Origin of the sequence: Microtetraspora glauca, from assembly GCF_040656155.1 — a bacterium.
GTDB classification, from domain to species: Bacteria; Actinomycetota; Actinomycetes; order Streptosporangiales; family Streptosporangiaceae; genus Microtetraspora; species Microtetraspora glauca.
The window spans coordinates 109,033-128,996 of record NZ_JBFALK010000009.1 but is presented as its reverse complement, the minus strand read 5'-3'; the positions used below and the strand labels follow the sequence as shown (position 1 = coordinate 128,996).

Sequence of the window (19,964 nt, the reverse complement as noted above, 5' to 3'; positions counted from 1 at the left end):
CGGTCTAGCCTCCGATGGCCGACATGGGGCGGGACGGCTGGAGGAAGGACGGGTCGTCGATGCCGTGGCCGGCCTTCTTCCCGCGCACGGCCGCGATCCACCGGGACGCGAGGTCCTCGTCGGAGGCGCCAGACCGCAGCGCCGTACGGAGATCGGACTCCTCGGTCGCGAACAGGCAGTTGCGGATCTGGCCGTCGGCGGTGAGCCGGACCCGGTCACACGCCCCGCAGAACGGCCGGGTGACCGAGCCGATCACGCCCACCCGCGCCGGGCCGCCGTTCACCAGGAAGAGCTCGGCGGGCGCGCTGCCCCGGCCGCTCGGGTCGTCCTCGGAGAGGTCGAAGGAGTCCTTGAGCAGGCCGAGGATCTCGTCGGCGGTGACCATGTCCTCGCGGCGCCAGCCGTGCTGCGCGTCGAGGGGCATCTGCTCGATGAAGCGCAGCTCGTAGCCGTGGTCCAGGCTGAACCGCAGCAGCGGCACGGCCTCGTGCTCGTTGATCCCCCGCATCAGCACAGTGTTGATCTTGACGGGGGTGAGCCCGGCCCGCTCGGCCGCCGCCAGGCCGTCCACGACGTCCCGTAGCCGGTCACGGTGCGCGAGCCGGACGAACACGTCACGGTCCAGGGTGTCGAGCGAGACGTTGACGCGGTCGAGCCCGGCCTCCGCGAGCGGCGCGGCGAGCCGGGCGAGGCCGATGCCGTTGGTGGTCAGCGACACCTGGGGGCGCGGGTCGAGCCGGGTGGTCGCCGCGACGATCTCGACCAGCTCCCGCCGGAGCAGGGGCTCGCCGCCGGTGTAGCGCACCTCCGTGACGCCCAGCCGTTCCACGCCGATGGCGACGAGGCGGGTGATCTCCTCGGCGGTGAGCAGATCGGGTTTGGGCAGCCAGTCGAGCCCCTCCGGCGGCATGCAGTACGTGCACCGCAGGTTGCACCGGTCTGTCAGCGAGACGCGCAGGTCCGTCGCGACCCGGCCGAATGAGTCAACCAGCAAGGGGGACCTCCAGGGCGTCAGAAGACACCAGCCTACGACCTGTCGCCTTTCCTCCGGGAACGGCGGAAGGACCGTGATGATTCCCCTAGAACCATCACGATCCGTTCATCCCTTGACGCAGATCACCTGACGCAGGTGGGCGACCACCTCGACGAGGTCGGACTGGGCGGCCATGACCGACTCGATGTCCTTGTACGCCCCCGGGATCTCGTCGAGTACCCCGGCGTCCTTGCGGCACTCGACCCCGCTGGTCTGGCCGGCCAGATCGTCCAGGGTGAAGGTCTTCCTGGCCCGGGTCCGGCTCATCTTCCGTCCCGCGCCGTGCGACGCCGAGTTGAACGCCCTGCTGTTGCCCAGGCCGCGCACGATGTAGGTGCCGGTGGCCATCGACCCCGGGATGATCCCGAGGTCGCCCCTGCCCGCCCGGATCGCGCCCTTCCTGGTCACCAGCAGCCGGACGCCGTCGTACGTCTCGTCGGCCACGTAGTTGTGGTGGCAGGAGATCGGCTCGTCGAACCTGATCTCCTTGAAGTGCTTGCGCAGCACGTTGCAGACCAGGGCCAGCATGACCGCCCGGTTGCGCCGCGCGTAGTCCTGCGCCCAGAACAGGTCGCTGCGGTACGCGTCCATCTTCGGGGAGCCGTGGATGAACACCGCGAGATCCCGATCCGGCAGCCCCTTGTTGTGCGGGAGCCGGCGCGCCTGCTCGATGTGGAACTCGGCCAGCTCCTTGCCGATGTTCCGCGAGCCCGAGTGCAGCACCACCCAGACGGCGCCGTCGTCGTCGGCGCAGACCTCGAGGAAGTGGTTCCCCGAGCCCAGCGTGCCCATCTGGACCTCGGCCCGCGCCCTGAGGCCGCGTACGGGCTCCGCCAGCCACTCGAAGTCCTGCCAGAACTCCTTCCAGCCCTCCTGGGGCAGGCCGTACACCTTCGACGGGTCGACGGGCGTCTTGTGCTTGCCGAACCCGACCGGCACCGCCTGCTCCAGCCGCGAGCGGAGGTAGTGAAGGTTGTCGGGCAGCTCCTCGACCTTGAGCGACGTCTTCACCGCGCTCATCCCGCAGCCGATGTCCACTCCGACCGCCGCCGGGGACACCGCGTCCCGCATCGCGATCACGGAGCCGACCGTCGCGCCCAGGCCGTAGTGGACGTCCGGCATCACCGCGACGCCGTGGGTCCAGGGCAGGTCGGCGACGTTGCGGAGCTGCCGCATCGCCTGTTCCTCGACCTCGTCCGGGTTCGCCCACATCCTGATCGGCGCCCGAGCCCCGGTCACCTCGCGGTACGTCATCGTCGCCTCCCCTCTCGTACGGACCTCACGGCGGTGCCCCGCCATGAACGACATGCCCTATAACGCCAGAATCCCCCTTGATCGGCAACAGAATTACCGCGGGCGGCGCCCCGAGGTCTCGGGCCGCGGGGATCCGGCGTTTGTGAACAGGCGGGCCGGCGAGGGAGTGGCGGGCCCCTGGACGGCGCTCAGGCCAGCGCGGGAGAGGGGACGGACCTGCGCGGGTCGAGCAGGCCGGGATCGGTCGCCATGAACATGTCCATGGCGTCGCTGCGCCACCCGGCGGAGAGCAGGGGCCGCGTGGCGGCGTGCGGGGCGGGCAGGCAGACCCGGGCCCGGCCGTCGGGCGGCTCCAGGGAGGCCAGCACGGCGACGACCGCGTCCCGGGCCACGTGGGGGACCGATCCGGGTTCCACGGCCAGGTGCACGATGCCGTACTCCGGCCCTGCCCCGGCCACGGTGGCCGCCGCCACCGCCACGCCGTCACGGACCGCGAGGACCGCGAGCCCTCCCGGACGGGCGGCCCAGGCCGCGTGGTCGGCGGCGCGGTCGGTCCCGGTCCACCGCCGCTCCAACTCGGCGACCTCGCCGGAGGTCGCCTCCGAGACCGTCCAGCGGGCCGGGGTGCTCAGCGCCCGTACGTCCCCGGCCAGGTAGAGGAGCGGCCACCAGGCGTCCAGGCCGGACCTCGTGTACAGCGGCAGCGCGTGCGCGTGCAGACTGCTGAAGGTCATCCGCCGGGGGGTGTCCTGCCACAGGGCGGAGAGCATGGCGTGGCCCGCGCCGAGGCCGTGGGATCCCGGATCGACGAACAGGTCGCAGAGCATCGTCACCGCCTCCGGCCCCTCGCCGATCCGGCGGGTCGCGCCGAATCCCGTCACCGTCCCGCGCTGCTCGGCGACCACCACCCGGCCGTGGACGAGCAGGTGACCGATGTAGGCCGGGTCGGCTCCCGTCCATTCCTCGCCCTGGCCGGTCGCGACGGCCACCGCCGCGATGGCGTCCAGATCAGCGACCGTTGCGTCCCTTATGTACATGTCCGTCACGGCCATACTGTGCCACAACATCCACCGTGCTCCGGGCTGTGCGATGCCCCCGCATCGGGCCGTTCGCGCATCTCACGGCGTCCTCCCCCGGGTGGCCCAGGCATGCCGACCCAAGAATCGGGCATTTAGGAAACAGAGAGCATTTCCCTGCAGGGAGGCTTCCATGACGCGAATCGCCGCCGTCCAGTGCGTCCTCCCCCCGAACCGGTACGCCCAGGAGGAGATCACGGACCGGCTGGCGGACCTGTGGCTGATCCCGGAGTCCGGCCGGGAATTCCTCGACCGGCTGCACACGAGCACCAGGGTCGGGCATCGCCATCTGGTGTTGCCGATCGAGGACTACGGCAAGCTCGACGGCTTCGGCATGGCGAACGAGATCTACGTCGACGCCGCGGTGGATCTGGGCGTCGAGGCGGTGGGCGGGGCGCTCGACACGGCCGGGCTGGCCGCGTCCGACGTGGACATGATCATCGTCGCCTCGACGACCGGCGTCGCCGCGCCCTCGATCGACGCCAGGATGGCCGGACGGCTCGGCCTGCGCCCCGACGTCAAGCGTGTCCCGGTCTTCGGCCTCGGATGCGTCGCCGGGGCCGCGGGGATCGCGCGCCTGCACGACTACCTGCGCGGCGCGCCCGGCGAGGTGGCCGTGCTGCTCTCGGTGGAGCTCTGCTCCCTCACCCTGCAACGCGGCGACTCCTCGATCGCGAACCTGGTGGCGAGCGGCCTGTTCGGGGACGGCGCCGCCGCCGTGGTGGCGTGCGGCGACGAGCGGCGCGCGTCCGGCCCGGCCGTGGTCGCCACCCGCAGCCGCCTGTATCGCGACTCCGAGCGGGTGATGGGCTGGGACGTCCGCGACACCGGCTTCCAGGTGGTGCTCGACGTGAGCATCCCGGCGCTGGTGCGCGCCCATCTGGCCGACGACATGCGCGGGTTCCTGTCCGACCAGGAGCTGACGACGGGTGACGTGAGCGCGTGGGTCTGCCACCCGGGCGGCCCAAAGGTGCTGGAGGCCGTGGCCGAGGCCCTCGACCTGCCTGACGGCGCGCTGGACCTGACATGGCGCTCCCTGGCCGAGGCCGGGAACCTCTCCTCCGCGTCCGTGCTGTTCGTGCTGCGGGACACGCTGGCGTCGCCGCACCCGCCTCCCCCGGGCACTCCGGGCGTCCTCCTCGCGATGGGCCCCGGCTTCTGCTCCGAGCTCGTACTGCTGCGCTGGTAGCGGCGCCGTGCCCTGGTACGCCCTGCTCGTCCTCGGGGTGGCGGCGGAACGCGTCGCCGAACTGGTCGTGGCCCGGCGCAACGCCCGGTGGAGCCTGGCCCGCGGCGGCGTGGTCAGCGGGCGGGCTCACTACCCGTGGCTGGTCGCGCTGCACACCGGGCTGCTCGTCTCCTGCCTGGTCGAGGTACGGCTGGCCGGGCGGCCGTTCGTCCCGGCACTCGGCTGGCCCATGCTCGCCCTGGTCCTGGCCGCCCAGGGACTGCGCTGGTGGTGCGTCGTCTCGCTCGGCCCGCGCTGGAACACACGGGTGATCGTGGTGCCGGGAATACCGCCGGTACGCCGCGGGCCGTACCGGCTCTCCTGGCTGCGCCATCCCAACTACGTGGCCGTGGCCGTGGAGGGGGTGGCGCTGCCGCTGGTGCATACGGCGTGGCTGACCGCGGCCGGGTTCACCGTGCTCAACGCGGTCCTCATGGTCGTACGGATCAGATGCGAGGAGGCCGCGCTCGCCGGAGCGGCGGGAAACGCGGAACGCCCGGCTCCACGAGGGAACCGGGCGAACCGATCAGCGATGTAGCGCGGGTCGTGCCCTCGGATCCGGTGCCCGCCGTGAATCGTCACGGCTGGATCCGCGAGGCACGTCCTAGTGGTGGTGCCAGCCGCCGACGACCTTCACGTAGTCGGACGCCTCCGAGCCCTTCAGACGGCCGTTGCCGTCGAAGCGCACGCCCCAGGTGCCGGACTGGAAGGCCCGGACCTGGGTGGAGAAGCGGCCGGAGCCGTCGGTCTCGACGGTCTCGACGTACCTCCACTTGCGCGAGCCCGCGGGCAGGAAGTAGATCCCGACGTCCTGGGTGCCGAGCCAGTGCCAGTTGTGCCAGTAGCCCCGGCTCTCGTAGCAGTCGCCACGGCCCCAGCGGCTGTCGTACTCGTCCCAGTCGTAGTACCAGTCGCTGTAGCACTGCGCGACCTCGAGCTTGCCCTGGAGGTTGAGCTTGCGGCCCTTCCTCACCGGTTCGGGCGTGGCGTCGAAGCCGCTGATCCGGGTGGCCTTGGGCCCGCGAGGCGCCGGCGGCCTGCGCCAGTCGTCGCGCTTCACATAGAAGGTCCGGTCGGCGACCCTGACCTGGCCGTCGTAGCCGAGAGCCTCGACGTGCACCGTCCAGGCGCCCGTCTTGTGGCTCCAGTCGAAGTCCCAGGACTCGGTCTTCGTGTCCCACTTGGGCCCGTGCCGGTCGGCCGGGTTGTCGTCCTTCCTGGCCGACCAGTGACCGTGACCGCCACCGTGACCGCCACCGTGACCACCGTGCCCGCCACCGCGGGGCTCCAGGACCTCGATCTTGACGTCCTTGACGTCCTTCGTCCGGACCGTGGCCGTCACGCGGACCGAGCCGTGCCGTCTGACGACGACCGTGCCGGGGGTGACGTCGACCGACAGGATCCGGGAGTCCGCCCGGTAGGAGGAGGCCTCGGGCGTCTGGGAGACCTCCGGGCTCGTGCTGCTGGAGGCGTCCGGGACGTCCGCGAAGGCCGGAGTGGCCGCCGCGAGCGCCGTGGCGCTCATGGCGGCCGCCACCATTGCGGCGGTGATGCGTTTCACCATGAGGGTTATTTCCTCTCCCCGTTGCGAACGCGCCCCGGCATTGGGGCGCGCCTACGTCAAAGACGCGCAAAGGATGAGAAAAGTTGCCCGAGATTGACAGGCAAAACATCACAAATTCGCAACCTGCCCTCAGGTAGCTGTGATATCAGCCCGTTACGTCACTGGTGTCCGATCCGTACCGTGCCGTTCCCGCGAACTCGACCCGCCAGGTGCCCGTGTTCTTCGCCCGCTCCTGGCTCGCGAACCAGCCGTCCTTGTTCGTGACGGAGGTCCCCATGTCCTTCCACTCGGCCGCCCCCTGCGGGCGGAAGCGGAGCACGACCTCCCGGCCGGCGAAGGGCCGGTAGTCGACCTGGCCGCTCGGATCGACCCGGAGCAGGGTTCCGGTGACCTGCGTGCCGTTCGCGTCGCGGTTCACCCTGACCCCTTCCAGCCGCGTCGCGCGCCGGAGGTAGAAGGTCGTGTAGCTGTTCACCGTGGCGCCGTTCGCGCCCTTCGCGGTCGCGACCACGGTCCACTGGCCACTCGGATACCAGCGGGACAGGCCGGTCTCCGGCTGGAACCGCCACTTCTCCCAGCCGGTGAAGCGGTCGGCGCCCTGGCCACCCTGGGTGGACTGCGTCCCCGAGACCGAGACGGCGCCGCTGCTCCCGTTGATGAACGGCGGGCGCGGCGTCGAGGAGGTGGCCGGCTTGACCGGGGTGACGGCCTGCATGGCGCCACCCGGCTGCCCGGTGGAGGCGGCGGGCGGCGGGCCCGGCTCGACCTTGACGGTGACCCCGTTGTCGCCCCGCGCTCCGCGGGCGACAACATCGATCACCAGCTTCACGGACCCGGAGGGGCCGACGACCGGGTCGCCCGGCTGGACGGTGACGGATCGGATGGCCAGCTCGTCGTCGGCCGACGCCGGTGTCTGCGCCGCGGCCCCGAGAGTGGCAAGCGGAACGGCGGCCGTGACGACCGCCCTGGCGATTAGACGTCTGCTCATGGCCGAAGACCGTAGGCAGCCCCGGGTAATGCCCCCGGGGTGGATAACCACCCCGGATGGCAAAACGTCGGCCCGGCCTCAGTCGTACATCGCGTCGATCATCCCGGCGTACCTGGCGTGGATGACGCGCCGCTTGAGCTTGAGGCTGGGGGTGAGCTCCTCGGTCTCCGGCGTCCACTCGACCGGGAGCAACCGCCACCTCTTCACCTGCTGAACCCGGGCGAGCTTGGCGTTCGCCGCCTCCACCGCGGCCTCGACCGCCTTCAGCACGTCCGGGTGCTCGGCCAACTCGGCGAGGTCGGCGAACGCGATGCCCTGCGCCCGCGCCCATCCCGGGGCGATCTCGCCGTCGAGGGTCAGGATCGCCACGGGGTACGGCCGGCGGTCGCCGTAGGCGAGGGCCTGCCCGACCAGCGGATGCTCCTTGAGCGCGTTCTCGATGTTGGCCGGTGAGATGTTCTCGCCGCCCGCGGTGATGATGAGCTCCTTCTTGCGGTCGACGATCCGGATGAAGCCGTCCTCGTCGATCGATCCGACGTCGCCCGTGCGCAGCCAGCCGTCCGCGTCGAAGAGGTCGGCACCGGCGTCCGGGCGGTTGAGGTAGCCGCTGGTGTTGAGCGGGCTACGCGTGAGGATCTCGCCGTCCTCGGCGATCCGCACCTCGACGCCCGGCTCCGCCCGGCCGACCGTGCCCAGCTTGTACACGGCCGGGCTGTTGGCCGTGAACGCGCCGGTCGTCTCGGTCATGCCGTACACGTCCACGACCTTCATGCCGAGGCCGGCGAAGAAGCGCTGCACCTCGATCGGCATGGGAGCGGCGGCGGTGGCGAGCCACTCCGCCCGGTCGAAGCCGATCATGGCCCGGATGGCGGAGAGCAGCGCGGCGTCCGCCCGGTCGTAGGCGGCCTGGACCTCTGGCGTGGCGGTCGCGCCGTACTGGCCGGCCTCGACATAGGCGAGCCCGGCGGCCATGGCCGCGCGGACGTTGTCCTGCTGCTCCTGCGGCTGGGTGGCGAGCAGCGCCTGGAGCCGGGCCGCCATCTTCTCCCAGACCCGGGGCACGCCGAAGAACATCATCGGTTTGACCTGGGCGAGGACCCCGCCCAGGTGCGCCAGGTCGGTGCAGAAGTAGACGTGGGAGACCTTGAAGACCGGCAGGTAGAGGCTGAGCACGCGCTCGGCGATGTGGGCGTAGGTGAGGTAGGAGATCTGCGTGCCCAGGGTGGGCAGCTTCGTCATCTTGTCGGTGGCAGCGGCCTCGTAGACCACGTTGGTGTGGGTGAGCGGCACGCCCTTCGGGTTCCCGGTGGTGCCGGACGTGTAGAGGACGGTCGCCACGTCGCCGGGGCCGACCGCACGCCAGCGGGACTCGATCGCCTCGGGATCGGCGGCCAGCCGCTCGGCCCCGAGTGCCAGGAAGTCCTCCCAGCTCAGGAAGCGGTCACCGGCCGGCGCCCCGTCGAGCACGATGACCTTCTCCACCCGGGGCAGCTCCGAGAGGACCGGCTCCCAGCGGGCCAGATCGGCGGGGCCGCCGAGGACGACCACCTTGGCCGCGACATCGTCCGCGATGAACGCCACCTGTTCGGGCGTGAAGGTGCTGTAGACCGAGCAGGGGACGGCACCCGCGTGGACCGCTCCCAGGTCGGCGAGGACGTGCTCACTCCGGTTGACCATCATCAGGGCGACCGCGTCGCCCGGACCGACGCCCAGGGCGGCGTACCCGGCCGCGATCTCCAGGACCCTCCGCCGCGCCTCCGCGTACGTGAGGGTGGTCCAGCCGCCGTCCAGGGGATCGGAGTAGGCGGGTGCGTCAGGATGATCGGCGGCCGTCCGCCTGAGCTGCTCACAGATCGTCAGGCCCGCGATCTCGTTCTCGATCGCGGCGCGCTCCTCAAGGACCCCGGGCATCGCGCCTCCAGTGCGTGGAGTCTTGGACGAGTGGCCTGCATCGCACCACATCCGATCAAGCCGGACAAGACCCAGTCGGCAACGGGTCCCTCGGCGCTTGCCGTACCGGCGAGGGGGCACTCATCCGTATACGCGCGGCGATGTGTCGGCTTCCCGCCGTGATCGGGGACGGTGCGGGGACAGGACATGGAATCGGAGACGCGGGTAGTACGCGAGCGGACGTTCTTCGGGCATCCACGCGGCCTGGCCACGCTGTTCGGCACCGAGATGTGGGAGCGGTTCAGCTACTACGGCATGCGGGCCATCCTGGTGCTGTTCCTCACCGCTCCCCCGGTGCGCGGGGGGATGGGCCTGCCCAACGTCACCGCGGTCGGCGTCTACGGCGTCTACATCGCCTCGGTCTACCTGCTCGCCCTCGCGGGTGGGTGGATCTCCGACCGGATCCTCGGCCCGCGCAGGGCCGTGCTGTACGGCGGGGCCGTCATCATGGCGGGGCACACGAGCATGGCCGTGCCCGCGGGAGGCGGGTTCGTGTGGCTGGGCCTCACCCTGATCGCGCTGGGCAGCGGCCTGATGAAGCCGAACATCTCGGCCATCGTCGGCGACCTCTACCGCCATGAGGACGACGCCCGCCGCGACTCCGGTTACTCGGTGTTCTACATGGGCGTTAACGTGGGCGCGTTCGCCGGGATCCAGGTCGTGCCGTGGCTGCAGCGGGGCGACCGCTGGCACCTGGCGTTCGGCGCGGCGGCGGTGGGCATGGCCTTCGGGCTCCTGCAGTACGTGCTGGGCCGGCGGCACCTGAAGGGCGCGGGCGAGCACCCCGAGCACCGCTTGACGCCCGAGGAGCGGGCCCGCTTCACGCGGATCGCCCTGCCCACGGCCGTGGCGGCGGCGACCGCGATGGCCCTGTGGGCGGCCAGCGGGACGCTCACCCTCGATCGCTTCACCATCGTGCTGACGGTGCTGTCCGCCGTCGTCCCCGCGGCCTACTTCGCCTTCCTGTTCACCGGTACGCACGAGATCACCCCGGAGGAGCGGACCCGGCTGACCGCGTATGTGTGGCTGTTCGCCGCCGCCGCGATCTTCTGGATGATCTACGACCAGGCCGGAGGGGCGCTCACGCTCTTCGCCCAGGAGCGCACCGATCTGAACATCCTCGGCTTCGACGTGCCGCCCGGCTGGGTGTCCAACGTCAACTCCGTCGCGATCATCATCCTGGCGCCGGTGTTCGCGGAGATCTGGATCAAAGCGGGCGACCGGATCGGCACACCGCTCAAGTTCGCGGTCGCGCTCGTCGTGATCGGGCTGAGCTTCGTGGTGATGGCCGCGGCCGCGGTGGCCGCGTCCGGCACGGCCAAGGTGTCGATCATGTGGCTGATCTCGGTGTACCTCGTCCAGACGATCGGCGAGCTGTTCATCAGCCCGGTCGGCCTGTCGGTGACCAACAAGCTCGCCCCGCACGCGTTCGTGAACCAGATGATGGGTGTCTGGTTCCTCGCCGTCGCCCTGGGCGACTCGATCGGCGGCCAGGCGTACCGGCTGACCTCCGTGATCCCGATGCCGATGTACTACCTGAGCCTGGCCCTCGTCGCCGTGGTGGCGGGCGTCGCGATGCTGGTCTTCTCGAAGCGGCTCGCGCGCCTTATGCGAGACTGATGAGCCGTGACCCCCGTCCTCGACCTCGCCGGGATCTTCGTCTTCGCCCTGTCCGGCGCGCTGGAAGGCGTGCGCAAGCGGCTGGACGTCGTCGGCATGGTGGTGCTCGCGTTCTTCACCGCCGTCGGCGGCGGCATCATGCGCGACCTTTTCATCGGCGTTCAGCCGGCCGCCTTCCGCGACGCCGGATATCTGCTGGTGCCGATCGCGGCCACCGCGATCGCCTTCCTCTGGCATCCCCAGGTCGAGCGGGCCATGCCCGGGGTGCTGGTCTTCGACGCGGCGGGGCTCGGCCTGTTCTGCGCGGTCGGGACCACCAAGGCGCTGCACGCCGGCCTGGCCCCGCTGCACGCCGTGCTCCTCGGCGTCTGCACCGCCGTGGGCGGAGGCGTCATCCGCGACGTCCTGTCCGGCGAGATGCCGACCCTGCTCTACGACCGCCAGCTCTACGCCGTCCCGGCGATGCTCGGCTCCACGGCGATGGCCATCCTGTACACGGCGGGCGTGCGCGGGTTCGCCGCCACCCTGTTCTCGGCCCTGCTCGCCTTCACGTTCCGCATTCTCGCCATGCGCTTCGGCTGGCGGGCGCCCCTCGCCAGGGGCATCAGAGGGTCGGGGTGAGCGGCTCCCCCGGGCGGTAGCCGTACGATCCGGTGCCGGCGGCGATGCGGTGGACCGCGTCGGTGAGGACGTCGGGCGGCTGGGTGAACGGGATCCTGACGTACCGTTCGAGCGTCCCGTCGACGCCGAACCACGGTCCGGGCGCGATCCGCACGCCCCTGGCCGCCGCCGCGTCGGCGAGCGGGGTCGCGACGGGCGCGTCCAGCCTGATCCACAGCGAGCCGCCTCCCGAGGGCGGCGTGAAGGACCACGAGGGCAGCTCCTCGCGCAGCGCCTCGGTGAGCGCGGCCCGCGAGGCGCGCAGCGACCGGCACCGGTCGGCACGGGTCTCCTCCAGCCGGTCGAACAGGTGCGTCACCACCAGCTGCTCGAAGACCGCGCCGGCGATGTCCACGGACGCCCGGAAGAGCGCGAGCCGCCGGACCAGCGCGGCGGTGGCGCGGATCCAGCCGACGCGCAGGCCGCCCCACCAGAGCTTGGACGCCGAGCCGACGCTGATCACCCGGCCGTCGGTGTCGAAGGCGGCGAGCGGCGAGCGGCGCCCGACGTCGTCGAGCGCCAGTTCGGCCCAGGTCTCGTCGGCGAGCACCGTCGTGTCGTGGCGGCGGGCGGCGGCCACCAGCGCGGCCCGCTCCGCGTCGCCCATGAGGTGGCCGGTGGGGTTCTGGAAGTCCGGGATGACGTACGCGAGGCGGGCGGCGGACTGCCGCATCGCGCCCGTCAGCAGGTCCATGTGCCAGCCGTCCTCCTGGATGCCGGTCGGGACCAGGCGGGCGCCGCGCAGCCGCGCGACGTCGATCGCGTGCGGGAAGGTCGGCGACTCCACCAGCACCGGGTCCCCCGGGCCGACGAGCAGCGTCATGACGAGGTGGATGGCGTGCTGGGCGCCCGCGGTGACCATGATCTGCTCGGGCCGGGTCGCCAGGCCGCGCTCGCCGTACCTCCGGGCGATGGCCTCCCTCAGCGGCGCGACACCGACGGGGTCGTATCCCATGCCCAGCGCGTACCGGTGGTAGGCCCGGCCGGCTTCGGCGATGGCGTCGCCGAGGTAGGGCGTCGCGGGCGGCGCGGCACAGTGCAGCGGGAGCCGTCCGGCGTCGTCGGGGACGATCCAGGGCCCCTCGGCGCCGAGCGCGGCCGGATCGGGCAGCGCGGTCCAGCTGCCCGCCCCTTGGCGGCTCTCCAGGAAGCCCTGCTCCCTCAGCCGGTCGTAGGCGGTGGTGACCGTCGTACGGCTGACGCGCAGCGCCTCGGCGAGGTGCCGTTCGGCGGGCAACCGCACCCGTACGGCCAGCCGACCGTCCAGGATCAGCGTCCGCACCGCCTCCGCGAGGGCCTTGTAGTAGGGCCGGGCACCCGCCGGGACCTCGATGATCCTGGCCAGTTGGAGCGCACTAAGATGACGGTCCATAAGTCCAATTTTCCTGATTGGCCCTTTATTTGCAAGTAAATGGCCCGAAATATGGGAACCACTATGAGCGAACTCTCACTGCCCCGCGCCGGTTCCCTGGCCTCCCGGCTCCTGCGCCTGTACGTCGGCCTGACGGGATACGGTGTCGGCATCGGCCTGCTGGTCCACTCCGGGCTCGGTCTCGACCCCTGGGAGGTCTTCCACCAGGGGATGGCGATCCGTACCGGCTGGTCGATGGGCCTGTGCATCAACCTCGTCGGCGCCCTGGTGCTGCTGCTGTGGATCCCGTTGCGCCAGCGCCCCGGCCTCGGCACGATCAGCAACGTCCTGGTGGTCGGCACCTGCGCCGACGCCACCATGGCGCTGGTCACCGTCCCGTCCCACTGGGTCCTGAAGTGGGCCTTCCTGCTCGGCGGCATCGTCTGCATCGCCGCCGCCTCGGGCCTGTACATCGGCGCGGGGTTCGGCGCCGGGCCACGTGACGGCCTGATGACCGGGCTCCACCGCCTCGGCCTGTCGATCCGCGTGGCCAGGACTCTGGTGGAGCTGACCGCGCTCGCCGTGGGCTGGCTCCTCGGCGGCACCGTCGGCATCGGAACGATCGTCTTCGCCCTCACGATCGGGCCCACGACCCAGTTCTTCATGAAAGCTCTGCGCGCCGTACCCGCCCGCACGTATTAGCGTGATCGGCATGCGGATCGAGGACTACGCCCTCATCGGAGACATGCAATCGGCCGCTCTCGTCGGCCGGAACGGCTCGATCGACTGGCTCTGCCTGCCGAGGTTCGACTCCCCCGCCTGCTTCGCCGCACTGCTCGGGGACGCGTCCAACGGCTCCTGGAGGCTGGCACCCTCGAGCGCCTGGCGCGAGGGCGGGTCCATGGCCACGCGGCGGGCCTACCGGGACGAGACGCTCATTCTGGAGACCGTGTGGGAGACCCCCACGGGCTCGGTGAAGGTGACCGACTTCATGCCTCCCCGGCAGTCCAACCCCGACCTGGTGCGGATCGTGGAGGGCCTGTCCGGGACCGTCGAGATGAGCACCGAGATCCGCATCCGGTTCGACTACGGCCGGATCGTGCCGTGGGTGCGCCGCGTGGACGGCCACCTGCTCGCCGTCGGCGGCCCGGACTCGGTGTGGCTGAGCTCCCCCGTCCCGCTGAAGGGCGGCGGCTACCGGCACGTCGCCACCTTCAACGTCTCGGCCGGGGACCGGCTGCCGTTCGTGTTCACCTGGCACCCCTCGCACGAGGCCGCGCCCGATCGGATCGACCCCTTCGAGCAGCTCTCGGAGACCGAGCAGCTCTGGAAGCAGTGGGTCTCCGGGTGCACCTACCAGGGCCGCTGGCGGGAGGCGGTGGTCCGCTCGCTGATCACGCTGAAGGCGCTGACCTACTCCCCGACCGGCGGGATCGTCGCCGCGCCCACGACCTCGCTGCCCGAGGACATCGGCGGGACCCGCAACTGGGACTACCGCTTCTGCTGGTTGCGCGACGCCGCGATGGCCCTCGACGCCCTCGTCGGCGCGGGATACCTGGAGGAGGCCCGCGCCTGGCGCGAGTGGCTGCTGCGGGCCATCGCCGGGCGCCCGGAGGACATGCAGATCATGTACGGCGTGGCCGGCGAGCGGCGGCTGCCCGAGCTGACCCTCGGCTGGCTCCCCGGCTACGAGGGCTCCGCTCCGGTCCGCATCGGCAACGGCGCGGCCACGCAGTTCCAGCTCGACGTGTACGGCGAGGTCGTCAACTCCCTGTACGTCTCGCGCCGCGAGGGGCTGCCGCCCAGCAACCACGCCTGGTCCCTGGTGCGCAGGATGATGGAGTTCCTGGAGACGGGCTGGCAGCTGCCCGACGCGGGCCTGTGGGAGGTCCGCGGCCCCCGGCGGCACTTCGTCCACTCCAAGATCATGGCGTGGGTCGCCGTCGACCGGGTCGTCCGGGTGGTCCACGAGCTGCACCGCACCGGCCCGGTGGAGCGCTGGGCCGCCCTGCGCGACCGGATCCACGCCGAGGTGTGCGAGAAGGGCTTCGACGCCGAACGCGGCACTTTCACCCAGTCGTACGGCTCCCGCGAGCTGGACGCGTCGCTGCTGATGATCCCGATCGTCGGCTTCCTGCCCCCGGAGGATCCCCGGGTGCCCTCCACGATCGAGGCGATCGAGCGCGAGCTGATGACGGACGGTTTCGTGCTGCGCTATCCCGTCGCCGCCGAGAACGCCGTCGACGGCCTGCCGGGTGGCGAGGGCGCGTTCCTCGCGTGCAGCTTCTGGCTGGCCGAGGCCAGGGCGATGGTGGGCCGCAGGAAGGACGCGATCGAGCTGTTCGAGCGGCTGCTCGCCCTGCGCAACGACGTCGGCCTGCTCGCCGAGGAGTACGACCCGCGCTACGGGCGGCTGGTGGGCAACTTCCCGCAGGCGTTCAGCCACGTGCCGCTGATCCACACCGCGCAGGCGCTCAGCGTCTGACCCTCACACGCCACGGAACGCCCCCGCCGTGCCGCGGGGCTTTCGCCGCGCCCTACGGCCGGGCCCGGTTCGCGATCCGGGCCAGGAGCCGGGCGAACTCCGGCGGCGGCGCGATGACGAGGCGGGTCTGCCCGTCCTGGGCGACCACGTCGGCCTGGATGCGGGTCAGCCGCCATCCGTGCCCGGCGTCGATGTGCCACCAGTAGACGTGGGGGCTCAGCCCGTCGTGCCGCTCGTCGTACTCCCGCTGGGCGAAGATCCGCAGCCGTTCGATCGCGCGGACCACGCCGATCCCGTCGACCGGGTGGAGGGCCACCACGCCGGGGTGGGGCAGGGCGACCAGCATGCCGTCGTCCGGGACCGGTACGTACCGCTCCAGGCTGCGCAGGTGGGCCGCCGCGCTGGGCGCGGACAGCAGGCCCGCGCGCACCCCGCCGAGGTCGATCCGCGACACCGCCGGCCGCTCGTCCGCCAAGGCGTTCGCCACCGCCACGTCGAGCGCCTCGGCCGGGGGGATGGGCCAGCAGAACGCCTCCTCCGGGCGTACCGGCCGGGCCCCGATCGTGAGGACCTCGATCAGGTCGGCGCTGAGGTGGCGGCCGATGATCCGGGAGGGATCGGGGATCGCGGGGTCGTCGGCGGCGCGCACCCGGGTGCGCAGCAGCGGCCGGATCGGGGCCAGGTTGCAGGCGTCGAACGGCTCACCGGACACGGCGTGGGCGAGGTGCTCGGAGACGAGCATCGGCCAGTCCTCGCGGGACCGGCGGGCGGCCTCGCGCCGCAGCCCGACCAGATTCACCACGCGGACCTGGCCCGGCCGGGTGTCGTGGCCGTCACCGAGCGGCGGGGAGCCCATCGTCAGTGACCCGCCGTCCGGGGCGAACACGCACGTGAAGCCCATGGTCTCGGCGACCAGGGCGAGCAGGGAGTCGAGGTCGACGTCCTCGACGGATCTCGGTGCGGGAAGGTCAGGCCGCTTCCGGCCGCGCAGTCGCCGCAAGAGTCCCAAAGCACCATCCCTCCGCCGCTGCCAGGAAATTTCCGGGCGGACTTTAGGGTGCCCCCTCAGGATCGCGGAAGAGACCCGTCAGAGAACACGATTGTGTATCAATAACCCCATCCGCCTCCATCCACACACTGAACTGTGGTGAGCCGTGGCCGATCGGGAGTCCCGCGATGATCGGCACGGCGAGCGGGGCCAGCCGCTCGGTCAGCACGTCGAGCACCTGTCCGGGATCGCCGCACCCCACCCAGGAGCCGAGCGCGAATCCGGCCGCGCCGTCGAGGCTGCCCGCCTGCAGGAGCTGGGTGAGCATCCGGTCGATCCGGTACGGCTGCTCGCCCACGTCCTCGAGAAGCACGATGTGCCCGTCGGCGCGGAAGCCGTACGGGGTGCCGCAGAGGGCGGCGAGCAGGCTCAGGTTCCCGCCGCCGAGCGGGCCCTCGGCCCGGCCGGGGAGGAGGACCCGGTCACCGTGGACGGGGGCGGCCCGCTCCCCCTCGAACAGGGCTCCGCGCAGATGGTCGAGCGTCTCCGGCTCCGGGCCCTCCGGGTCGCCGAGGAGCGCGCACGCGGGCATGGGGCCGAAGAGCGTCGCGACGCCCATCTCCTTGGCGAAGGCGAGGTGGAGCGCGGTGATGTCGCTCGACCCGAGCAGGATCTTCGGCCCGGCCGCGCGCATCGCGTCCCAGTCGAGCGGTTCGAGCAGCCGGGTGGCGCCGTACCCGCCCCTGGCGCAGATCACCGCGGACACCGCGGGATCGCACCACGCCGCCTGGAGATCGACGACGCGGGCGGAGTCGGGACCGGCGAGGAAACCTTCCCTGCCCAGCACCCGCGAGCCGACGATCACGTCGAGACCGAGCCCCTTGAGGACGTCCTCGCCGCGTTCCAGCCGGGCCGGATCAACCGGGCCCGAGGAGGCGACGACCGCCACGGTGTCGCCGGGACGCAACCGGCGCGGAAGCTCAGCCACGGCACGCCCCGGTGTGGATGCGTTCGTTCACCTCGCAAAGGCTGTCAGACTAGCCGTACCTATGCGACCTCCGACACACATCTTGGTTGTCAACGGCGTCAAGGTCCGCCGTCCCGCGTTCGTGCTCGCCGCCCCGCACTCCGGCGCGGATCTCCTCGCCCGTGCGTTGAAACGTTCCCCGGGCTTCCACGTGACGATGGGCCGCGCCGCGGTGGCCCGCGTCGTCTACGCGTTCGCCCGCAGGCCGTCCATCGCGCGCAGCGGCGGGGCGCCGAGCGTGATCAGGGACGCGCTGGCGGAGGCGTGGCGGATCGGCCCGGACGCCTGCGCCGAGTGCCCCGCCGCCTGCCGGGACGCGGGCGGCATCGTCGGGACGGGCCCGTGCACGGAGACGGCGACGCTGGCCAGGTTCGGGGACGCCGGTCCCGACCTGCTCTACAGCGCGCCGGTGCTGCTCCAGGCGTTTCCTGACGCCAGATTCGTCCAGATCATCAGGGACGGCCGGGACGTGGTCGCCGACATGCTGGCCGACCCCGCCTGCATGGCCTGGTTCCGTCCCCACATGCTCACCGAGGACGCGGAGTTCCCCAACCCCTTCCTCGGAGTGAACTCCGCCGAGCACCGCGACCGGTGGAAGGTGATGCCCGCCGCGGGCAAGTGCGCGCTGCGCTGGCGTGGTGCCGTACGGCTCAGCGCGACGCTCCGCCAGGAGCTTCCCCGCGAGCAGCTGCTGACGCTCCGCTACGAGGACATGCTGGCCGCGCCCGGCGAGGCCGTCGAAGGCGTGGCCGAGTTCCTCGGGACCGCGGTCTCCACGGTCGCGTTGTACGGCACGGCGGCCGCCCGGCGCACGCGGCTGTCCGCCTCCGACCTCGCGCTGGTGGAGAAGGTCGCGCGCGAGGAGCTCACGCGTCTGGGCTACCTGTGAACTGGGTCCGGTACAGCTCGGCGTAGGCGCCGTTGCGGGCGAGCAGCTCGTCGTGGCCTCCGCGCTCCACGACCTGGCCGTCCTGGATCACCAGGATCGTGTCGGCCTCCCTGATCGTGGAGAGCCGGTGGGCGATCACCAGTGACGTCCGCCCGGCCAGCGCGATCTTGAGCGCCTTCTGCACGGCCGCCTCGGACTCGGAGTCGAGATGGGCGGTGGCCTCGTCCAGCACGACGACGTCGGGCGCCTTGAGCAGCAGCCGGGCCAGCGCGACGCGCTGCTTCTCGCCTCCCGAGAGCCGGTATCCGCGGTCGCCCACCACCGTGTCCAGCCCCTCGGGCAACGCTCCGACGAGGTCGCCGATCTGGGCCGCGCGCAGCGCCTCCCAGATCTCGTCGTCGGTCGCATCGGGACGGGCGTAGCGCAGGTTGTTGCCGATCGTGTCGTGGAACAGGTGGGAGTCCTGCATGACGACGCCGACCGTGTCCCTGATGCTGTCCATCGTGGCGTGCCTGACGTCGTGCCCGTTGAGGCGGACGGCGCCCTCGTTCACGTCGTAGAGGCGGGACACCAGCGACGTGAGGGTGGTCTTGCCCGCGCCGGAATGGCCGACCAGGGCGACCAGCTCCCCCGGCCGCGCGGTGAACGTCACGCCCTTGAGCACCGGCTGGGAAGGACCGGTGTCGGGCCGCGCGACCGATTCGAGCGAGGCCAGCGACACCTCGGAGGCCGCCGGGTAGCGGAAGTGCACGTCGTCGAACTCGATCGTCACCGGTCCGCCGGGGATCGGCCGGGCGTCCGCCGCCTCCGCGACCATGGGCTTGAGGTCCAGCACCTCGAAGACCCGGTCGAAGCTCACGAGCGCGGTCATCACGTCCACGTGCACGTTCGACAGGCTGGTCAACGGGCCGTACAGGCGCATCAGCAGGGCGCCGAGGGCGACCAGCGTGCCGACCTCGAACACCCCGTTCACCGACAGGACCCCGCCGAAGCCGTAGACCAGCGCGGTGGCGAGCGCCGCGACCAGGCCGAGCGCGATCCGGAAGACCGCGCCGTACATCGCGACGATCACGCCCACGTCACGCACCCGCCCGGCCCGCCCGGCGAAGTGGACGGCCTCGTCGTCGGGCCTGCCGTACAGCTTGGCGACCATGGCGCCGGCGACGTTGAAGCGCTCGGTCATCATCGAGCTCATCTCCGCGTCGAGCTGCATCTGCTCGCGGGTGAGCGCCGACATCCGCCGGCCGACCCATTTCGCGGGGAAGATGAAGATCGGCAGCAGGACCAGAGCGACCAAGGTGATCTGCCAGGACAGCGCGAGCATGGCGCCGAGCACCACGATGAGGCTGACCACGTTGGAGACCACGGACGACAGCGTGCTCGTGAGGGCCCGCTGCGCGCCGATGACGTCGGTGTTCAGCCGGGACACCAGCGCGCCGGTCTGCGCCCGCATGAAGAATGCCACGGGCATGCGCTGGACGTGGTCGAACACCTCCGTGCGGAGGTTGTAGATCAGGCCCTCGCCGATGCGCGCGGAGAACCACCGCTGGACCAGGCCGATCCCCGCGTCCAGCACCGCGAGCACGCCGATGGCGGCGGCCAGCCAGAGCACGATGTCGACTCGGCCGAGCCTGATGCCGTCGTCGATGATCGACTTCATCAGGAGCGGGTTCGCGACCACGATCAGCGCGCCGAGCACGACGAGCACGAGGAACCCGGCGATCTGCCCCTTGAACGGGCGGGCGTACCCCGCGATGCGCCGGACGGTGCCCGGCGCGAGCCGCTCCTTCGTCACCGAGCTGTCACGCCGGAGAGACCGCATCATCTGGGGGCCGTAGCCCCCACCCATCA

Annotated in this window: 17 protein-coding genes; 7 read left to right on the top strand and 10 right to left on the bottom strand. The window is 71.5% G+C overall.

The genetic code is table 11. From position 1 onward, the window contains the following. Nucleotides 1-4: 4 nt before the first annotated feature. The 3 genes from moaA to AB0I59_RS18090 form a co-directional block, all read right to left on the bottom strand. A complete protein-coding gene (moaA, locus tag AB0I59_RS18100) occupies nucleotides 5-994 on the bottom strand; it encodes a GTP 3',8-cyclase MoaA (RefSeq protein WP_358134043.1) in 990 nt (329 codons plus the stop codon). A gap of 105 nt (nucleotides 995-1,099) precedes the next feature. After that, nucleotides 1,100-2,287 (bottom strand): RtcB family protein, encoded by a 1,188-nt coding sequence (locus AB0I59_RS18095; protein WP_061255768.1) that lies wholly within the window; start codon nucleotides 2,285-2,287, stop codon nucleotides 1,100-1,102. A gap of 188 nt (nucleotides 2,288-2,475) precedes the next feature. Further along, nucleotides 2,476-3,324, bottom strand: coding sequence for a GNAT family N-acetyltransferase (locus tag AB0I59_RS18090; protein ID WP_358134287.1), 849 nt, complete (start codon nucleotides 3,322-3,324; stop codon nucleotides 2,476-2,478). A 172-nt stretch (nucleotides 3,325-3,496) separates the two neighbouring features. Here AB0I59_RS18090 and AB0I59_RS18085 point away from each other — a divergent pair, with 172 nt between their 5' ends. Together AB0I59_RS18085 and AB0I59_RS18080 are read left to right on the top strand one after the other, a co-directional pair. Further along, nucleotides 3,497-4,552 carry a type III polyketide synthase gene (locus AB0I59_RS18085; RefSeq protein WP_061255615.1) on the top strand — a complete coding sequence of 352 codons (1,056 nt, stop codon included), beginning with the start codon at nucleotides 3,497-3,499 and terminating at the stop codon, nucleotides 4,550-4,552. Between the two features lie 7 nt (nucleotides 4,553-4,559). After that, entirely contained in the window at nucleotides 4,560-5,129 is a 570-nt protein-coding gene (locus AB0I59_RS18080) for an isoprenylcysteine carboxyl methyltransferase family protein (RefSeq protein WP_061255614.1), read from the top strand. A gap of 66 nt (nucleotides 5,130-5,195) precedes the next feature. Here the strand turns inward: AB0I59_RS18080 and AB0I59_RS18075 are convergent, their stop codons facing one another. From AB0I59_RS18075 to AB0I59_RS18065, 3 genes are all read right to left on the bottom strand, one after another. Then, nucleotides 5,196-6,155: a hypothetical protein gene (locus tag AB0I59_RS18075; protein WP_358134039.1), complete on the bottom strand. Its 960-nt coding sequence runs from the start codon at nucleotides 6,153-6,155 to the stop codon at nucleotides 5,196-5,198. 145 nt (nucleotides 6,156-6,300) lie between these two features. Then, nucleotides 6,301-7,143: a hypothetical protein gene (locus AB0I59_RS18070; protein WP_061255612.1), complete on the bottom strand. Its 843-nt coding sequence runs from the start codon at nucleotides 7,141-7,143 to the stop codon at nucleotides 6,301-6,303. Nucleotides 7,144-7,221: 78 nt separating this feature from the next. Next, complete coding sequence (locus tag AB0I59_RS18065; protein WP_061255611.1) at nucleotides 7,222-9,054, bottom strand: AMP-dependent synthetase/ligase; 1,833 nt, start codon at nucleotides 9,052-9,054, stop codon at nucleotides 7,222-7,224. A gap of 186 nt (nucleotides 9,055-9,240) precedes the next feature. On the opposite strand from AB0I59_RS18065, the gene AB0I59_RS18060 reads away from it, so the two are divergent. Further along, a complete protein-coding gene (locus AB0I59_RS18060; RefSeq protein ID WP_358134036.1) occupies nucleotides 9,241-10,713 on the top strand; it encodes a peptide MFS transporter in 1,473 nt (490 codons plus the stop codon). A 6-nt stretch (nucleotides 10,714-10,719) separates the two neighbouring features. Further along, a complete protein-coding gene (locus AB0I59_RS18055; RefSeq protein WP_358134034.1) occupies nucleotides 10,720-11,334 on the top strand; it encodes a trimeric intracellular cation channel family protein in 615 nt (204 codons plus the stop codon). On the opposite strand, the gene yczR is transcribed toward AB0I59_RS18055, so the two are convergent. Further along, nucleotides 11,318-12,745 carry a MocR-like transcription factor YczR gene (gene yczR, locus AB0I59_RS18050; RefSeq protein WP_358134031.1) on the bottom strand — a complete coding sequence of 476 codons (1,428 nt, stop codon included), beginning with the start codon at nucleotides 12,743-12,745 and terminating at the stop codon, nucleotides 11,318-11,320. The two genes, AB0I59_RS18055 and yczR, sit on opposite strands and share 17 nt — an antisense overlap. Before the next feature lie 63 nt (nucleotides 12,746-12,808). Between yczR and yczE the strand changes: the two genes are divergently transcribed. Together yczE and AB0I59_RS18040 are read left to right on the top strand one after the other, a co-directional pair. Further along, entirely contained in the window at nucleotides 12,809-13,426 is a 618-nt protein-coding gene (yczE, locus tag AB0I59_RS18045; RefSeq protein WP_061255608.1) for a membrane protein YczE, read from the top strand. 10 nt (nucleotides 13,427-13,436) lie between these two features. After that, a complete protein-coding gene (locus AB0I59_RS18040) occupies nucleotides 13,437-15,209 on the top strand; it encodes a glycoside hydrolase family 15 protein (RefSeq protein ID WP_358134028.1) in 1,773 nt (590 codons plus the stop codon). 52 nt (nucleotides 15,210-15,261) lie between these two features. Here the strand turns inward: AB0I59_RS18040 and AB0I59_RS18035 are convergent, their stop codons facing one another. Continuing rightward, entirely contained in the window at nucleotides 15,262-16,218 is a 957-nt protein-coding gene (locus AB0I59_RS18035; RefSeq protein ID WP_228640078.1) for a hypothetical protein, read from the bottom strand. A 43-nt stretch (nucleotides 16,219-16,261) separates the two neighbouring features. Next, the gene (locus AB0I59_RS18030) at nucleotides 16,262-17,185 is read right to left on the bottom strand and encodes a S66 peptidase family protein (RefSeq protein ID WP_358134025.1); all 924 of its coding nucleotides are present in this window, start codon (nucleotides 17,183-17,185) and stop codon (nucleotides 16,262-16,264) included. Nucleotides 17,186-17,246: 61 nt separating this feature from the next. Here AB0I59_RS18030 and AB0I59_RS18025 point away from each other — a divergent pair, with 61 nt between their 5' ends. Beyond that, nucleotides 17,247-18,113, top strand: coding sequence for a sulfotransferase (locus AB0I59_RS18025; protein WP_358134022.1), 867 nt, complete (start codon nucleotides 17,247-17,249; stop codon nucleotides 18,111-18,113). Here AB0I59_RS18025 and AB0I59_RS18020 read toward each other — a convergent pair. Then, complete coding sequence (locus AB0I59_RS18020) at nucleotides 18,091-19,938, bottom strand: ABC transporter ATP-binding protein (RefSeq protein ID WP_358134019.1); 1,848 nt, start codon at nucleotides 19,936-19,938, stop codon at nucleotides 18,091-18,093. The genes AB0I59_RS18025 and AB0I59_RS18020 overlap by 23 nt on opposite strands. Nucleotides 19,939-19,964 lie beyond the last annotated feature (26 nt).

Excerpts from the sequence above, each read along its gene's own strand:
- AB0I59_RS18025 (WP_358134022.1), top strand. The coding sequence starts at position 17,247 with ATGCGACCTCCGACACACATCTTGGTTGTCAACGGCGTCAAGGTCCGC.
- AB0I59_RS18060 (WP_358134036.1), top strand. The coding sequence starts at position 9,241 with ATGGAATCGGAGACGCGGGTAGTACGCGAGCGGACGTTCTTCGGGCAT.
- AB0I59_RS18085 (WP_061255615.1), top strand. The coding sequence starts at position 3,497 with ATGACGCGAATCGCCGCCGTCCAGTGCGTCCTCCCCCCGAACCGGTAC.
- AB0I59_RS18040 (WP_358134028.1), top strand. The coding sequence starts at position 13,437 with ATGCGGATCGAGGACTACGCCCTCATCGGAGACATGCAATCGGCCGCT.
- yczR (WP_358134031.1), bottom strand. The coding sequence starts at position 12,745 with ATGGACCGTCATCTTAGTGCGCTCCAACTGGCCAGGATCATCGAGGTC.
- AB0I59_RS18095 (WP_061255768.1), bottom strand. The coding sequence starts at position 2,287 with ATGACGTACCGCGAGGTGACCGGGGCTCGGGCGCCGATCAGGATGTGG.
- yczE (WP_061255608.1), top strand. The coding sequence starts at position 12,809 with ATGAGCGAACTCTCACTGCCCCGCGCCGGTTCCCTGGCCTCCCGGCTC.
- AB0I59_RS18065 (WP_061255611.1), bottom strand. The coding sequence starts at position 9,054 with ATGCCCGGGGTCCTTGAGGAGCGCGCCGCGATCGAGAACGAGATCGCG.
- AB0I59_RS18090 (WP_358134287.1), bottom strand. The coding sequence starts at position 3,324 with ATGTACATAAGGGACGCAACGGTCGCTGATCTGGACGCCATCGCGGCG.
- AB0I59_RS18020 (WP_358134019.1), bottom strand. The coding sequence starts at position 19,938 with ATGATGCGGTCTCTCCGGCGTGACAGCTCGGTGACGAAGGAGCGGCTC.
- AB0I59_RS18070 (WP_061255612.1), bottom strand. The coding sequence starts at position 7,143 with ATGAGCAGACGTCTAATCGCCAGGGCGGTCGTCACGGCCGCCGTTCCG.
- AB0I59_RS18075 (WP_358134039.1), bottom strand. The coding sequence starts at position 6,155 with ATGGTGAAACGCATCACCGCCGCAATGGTGGCGGCCGCCATGAGCGCC.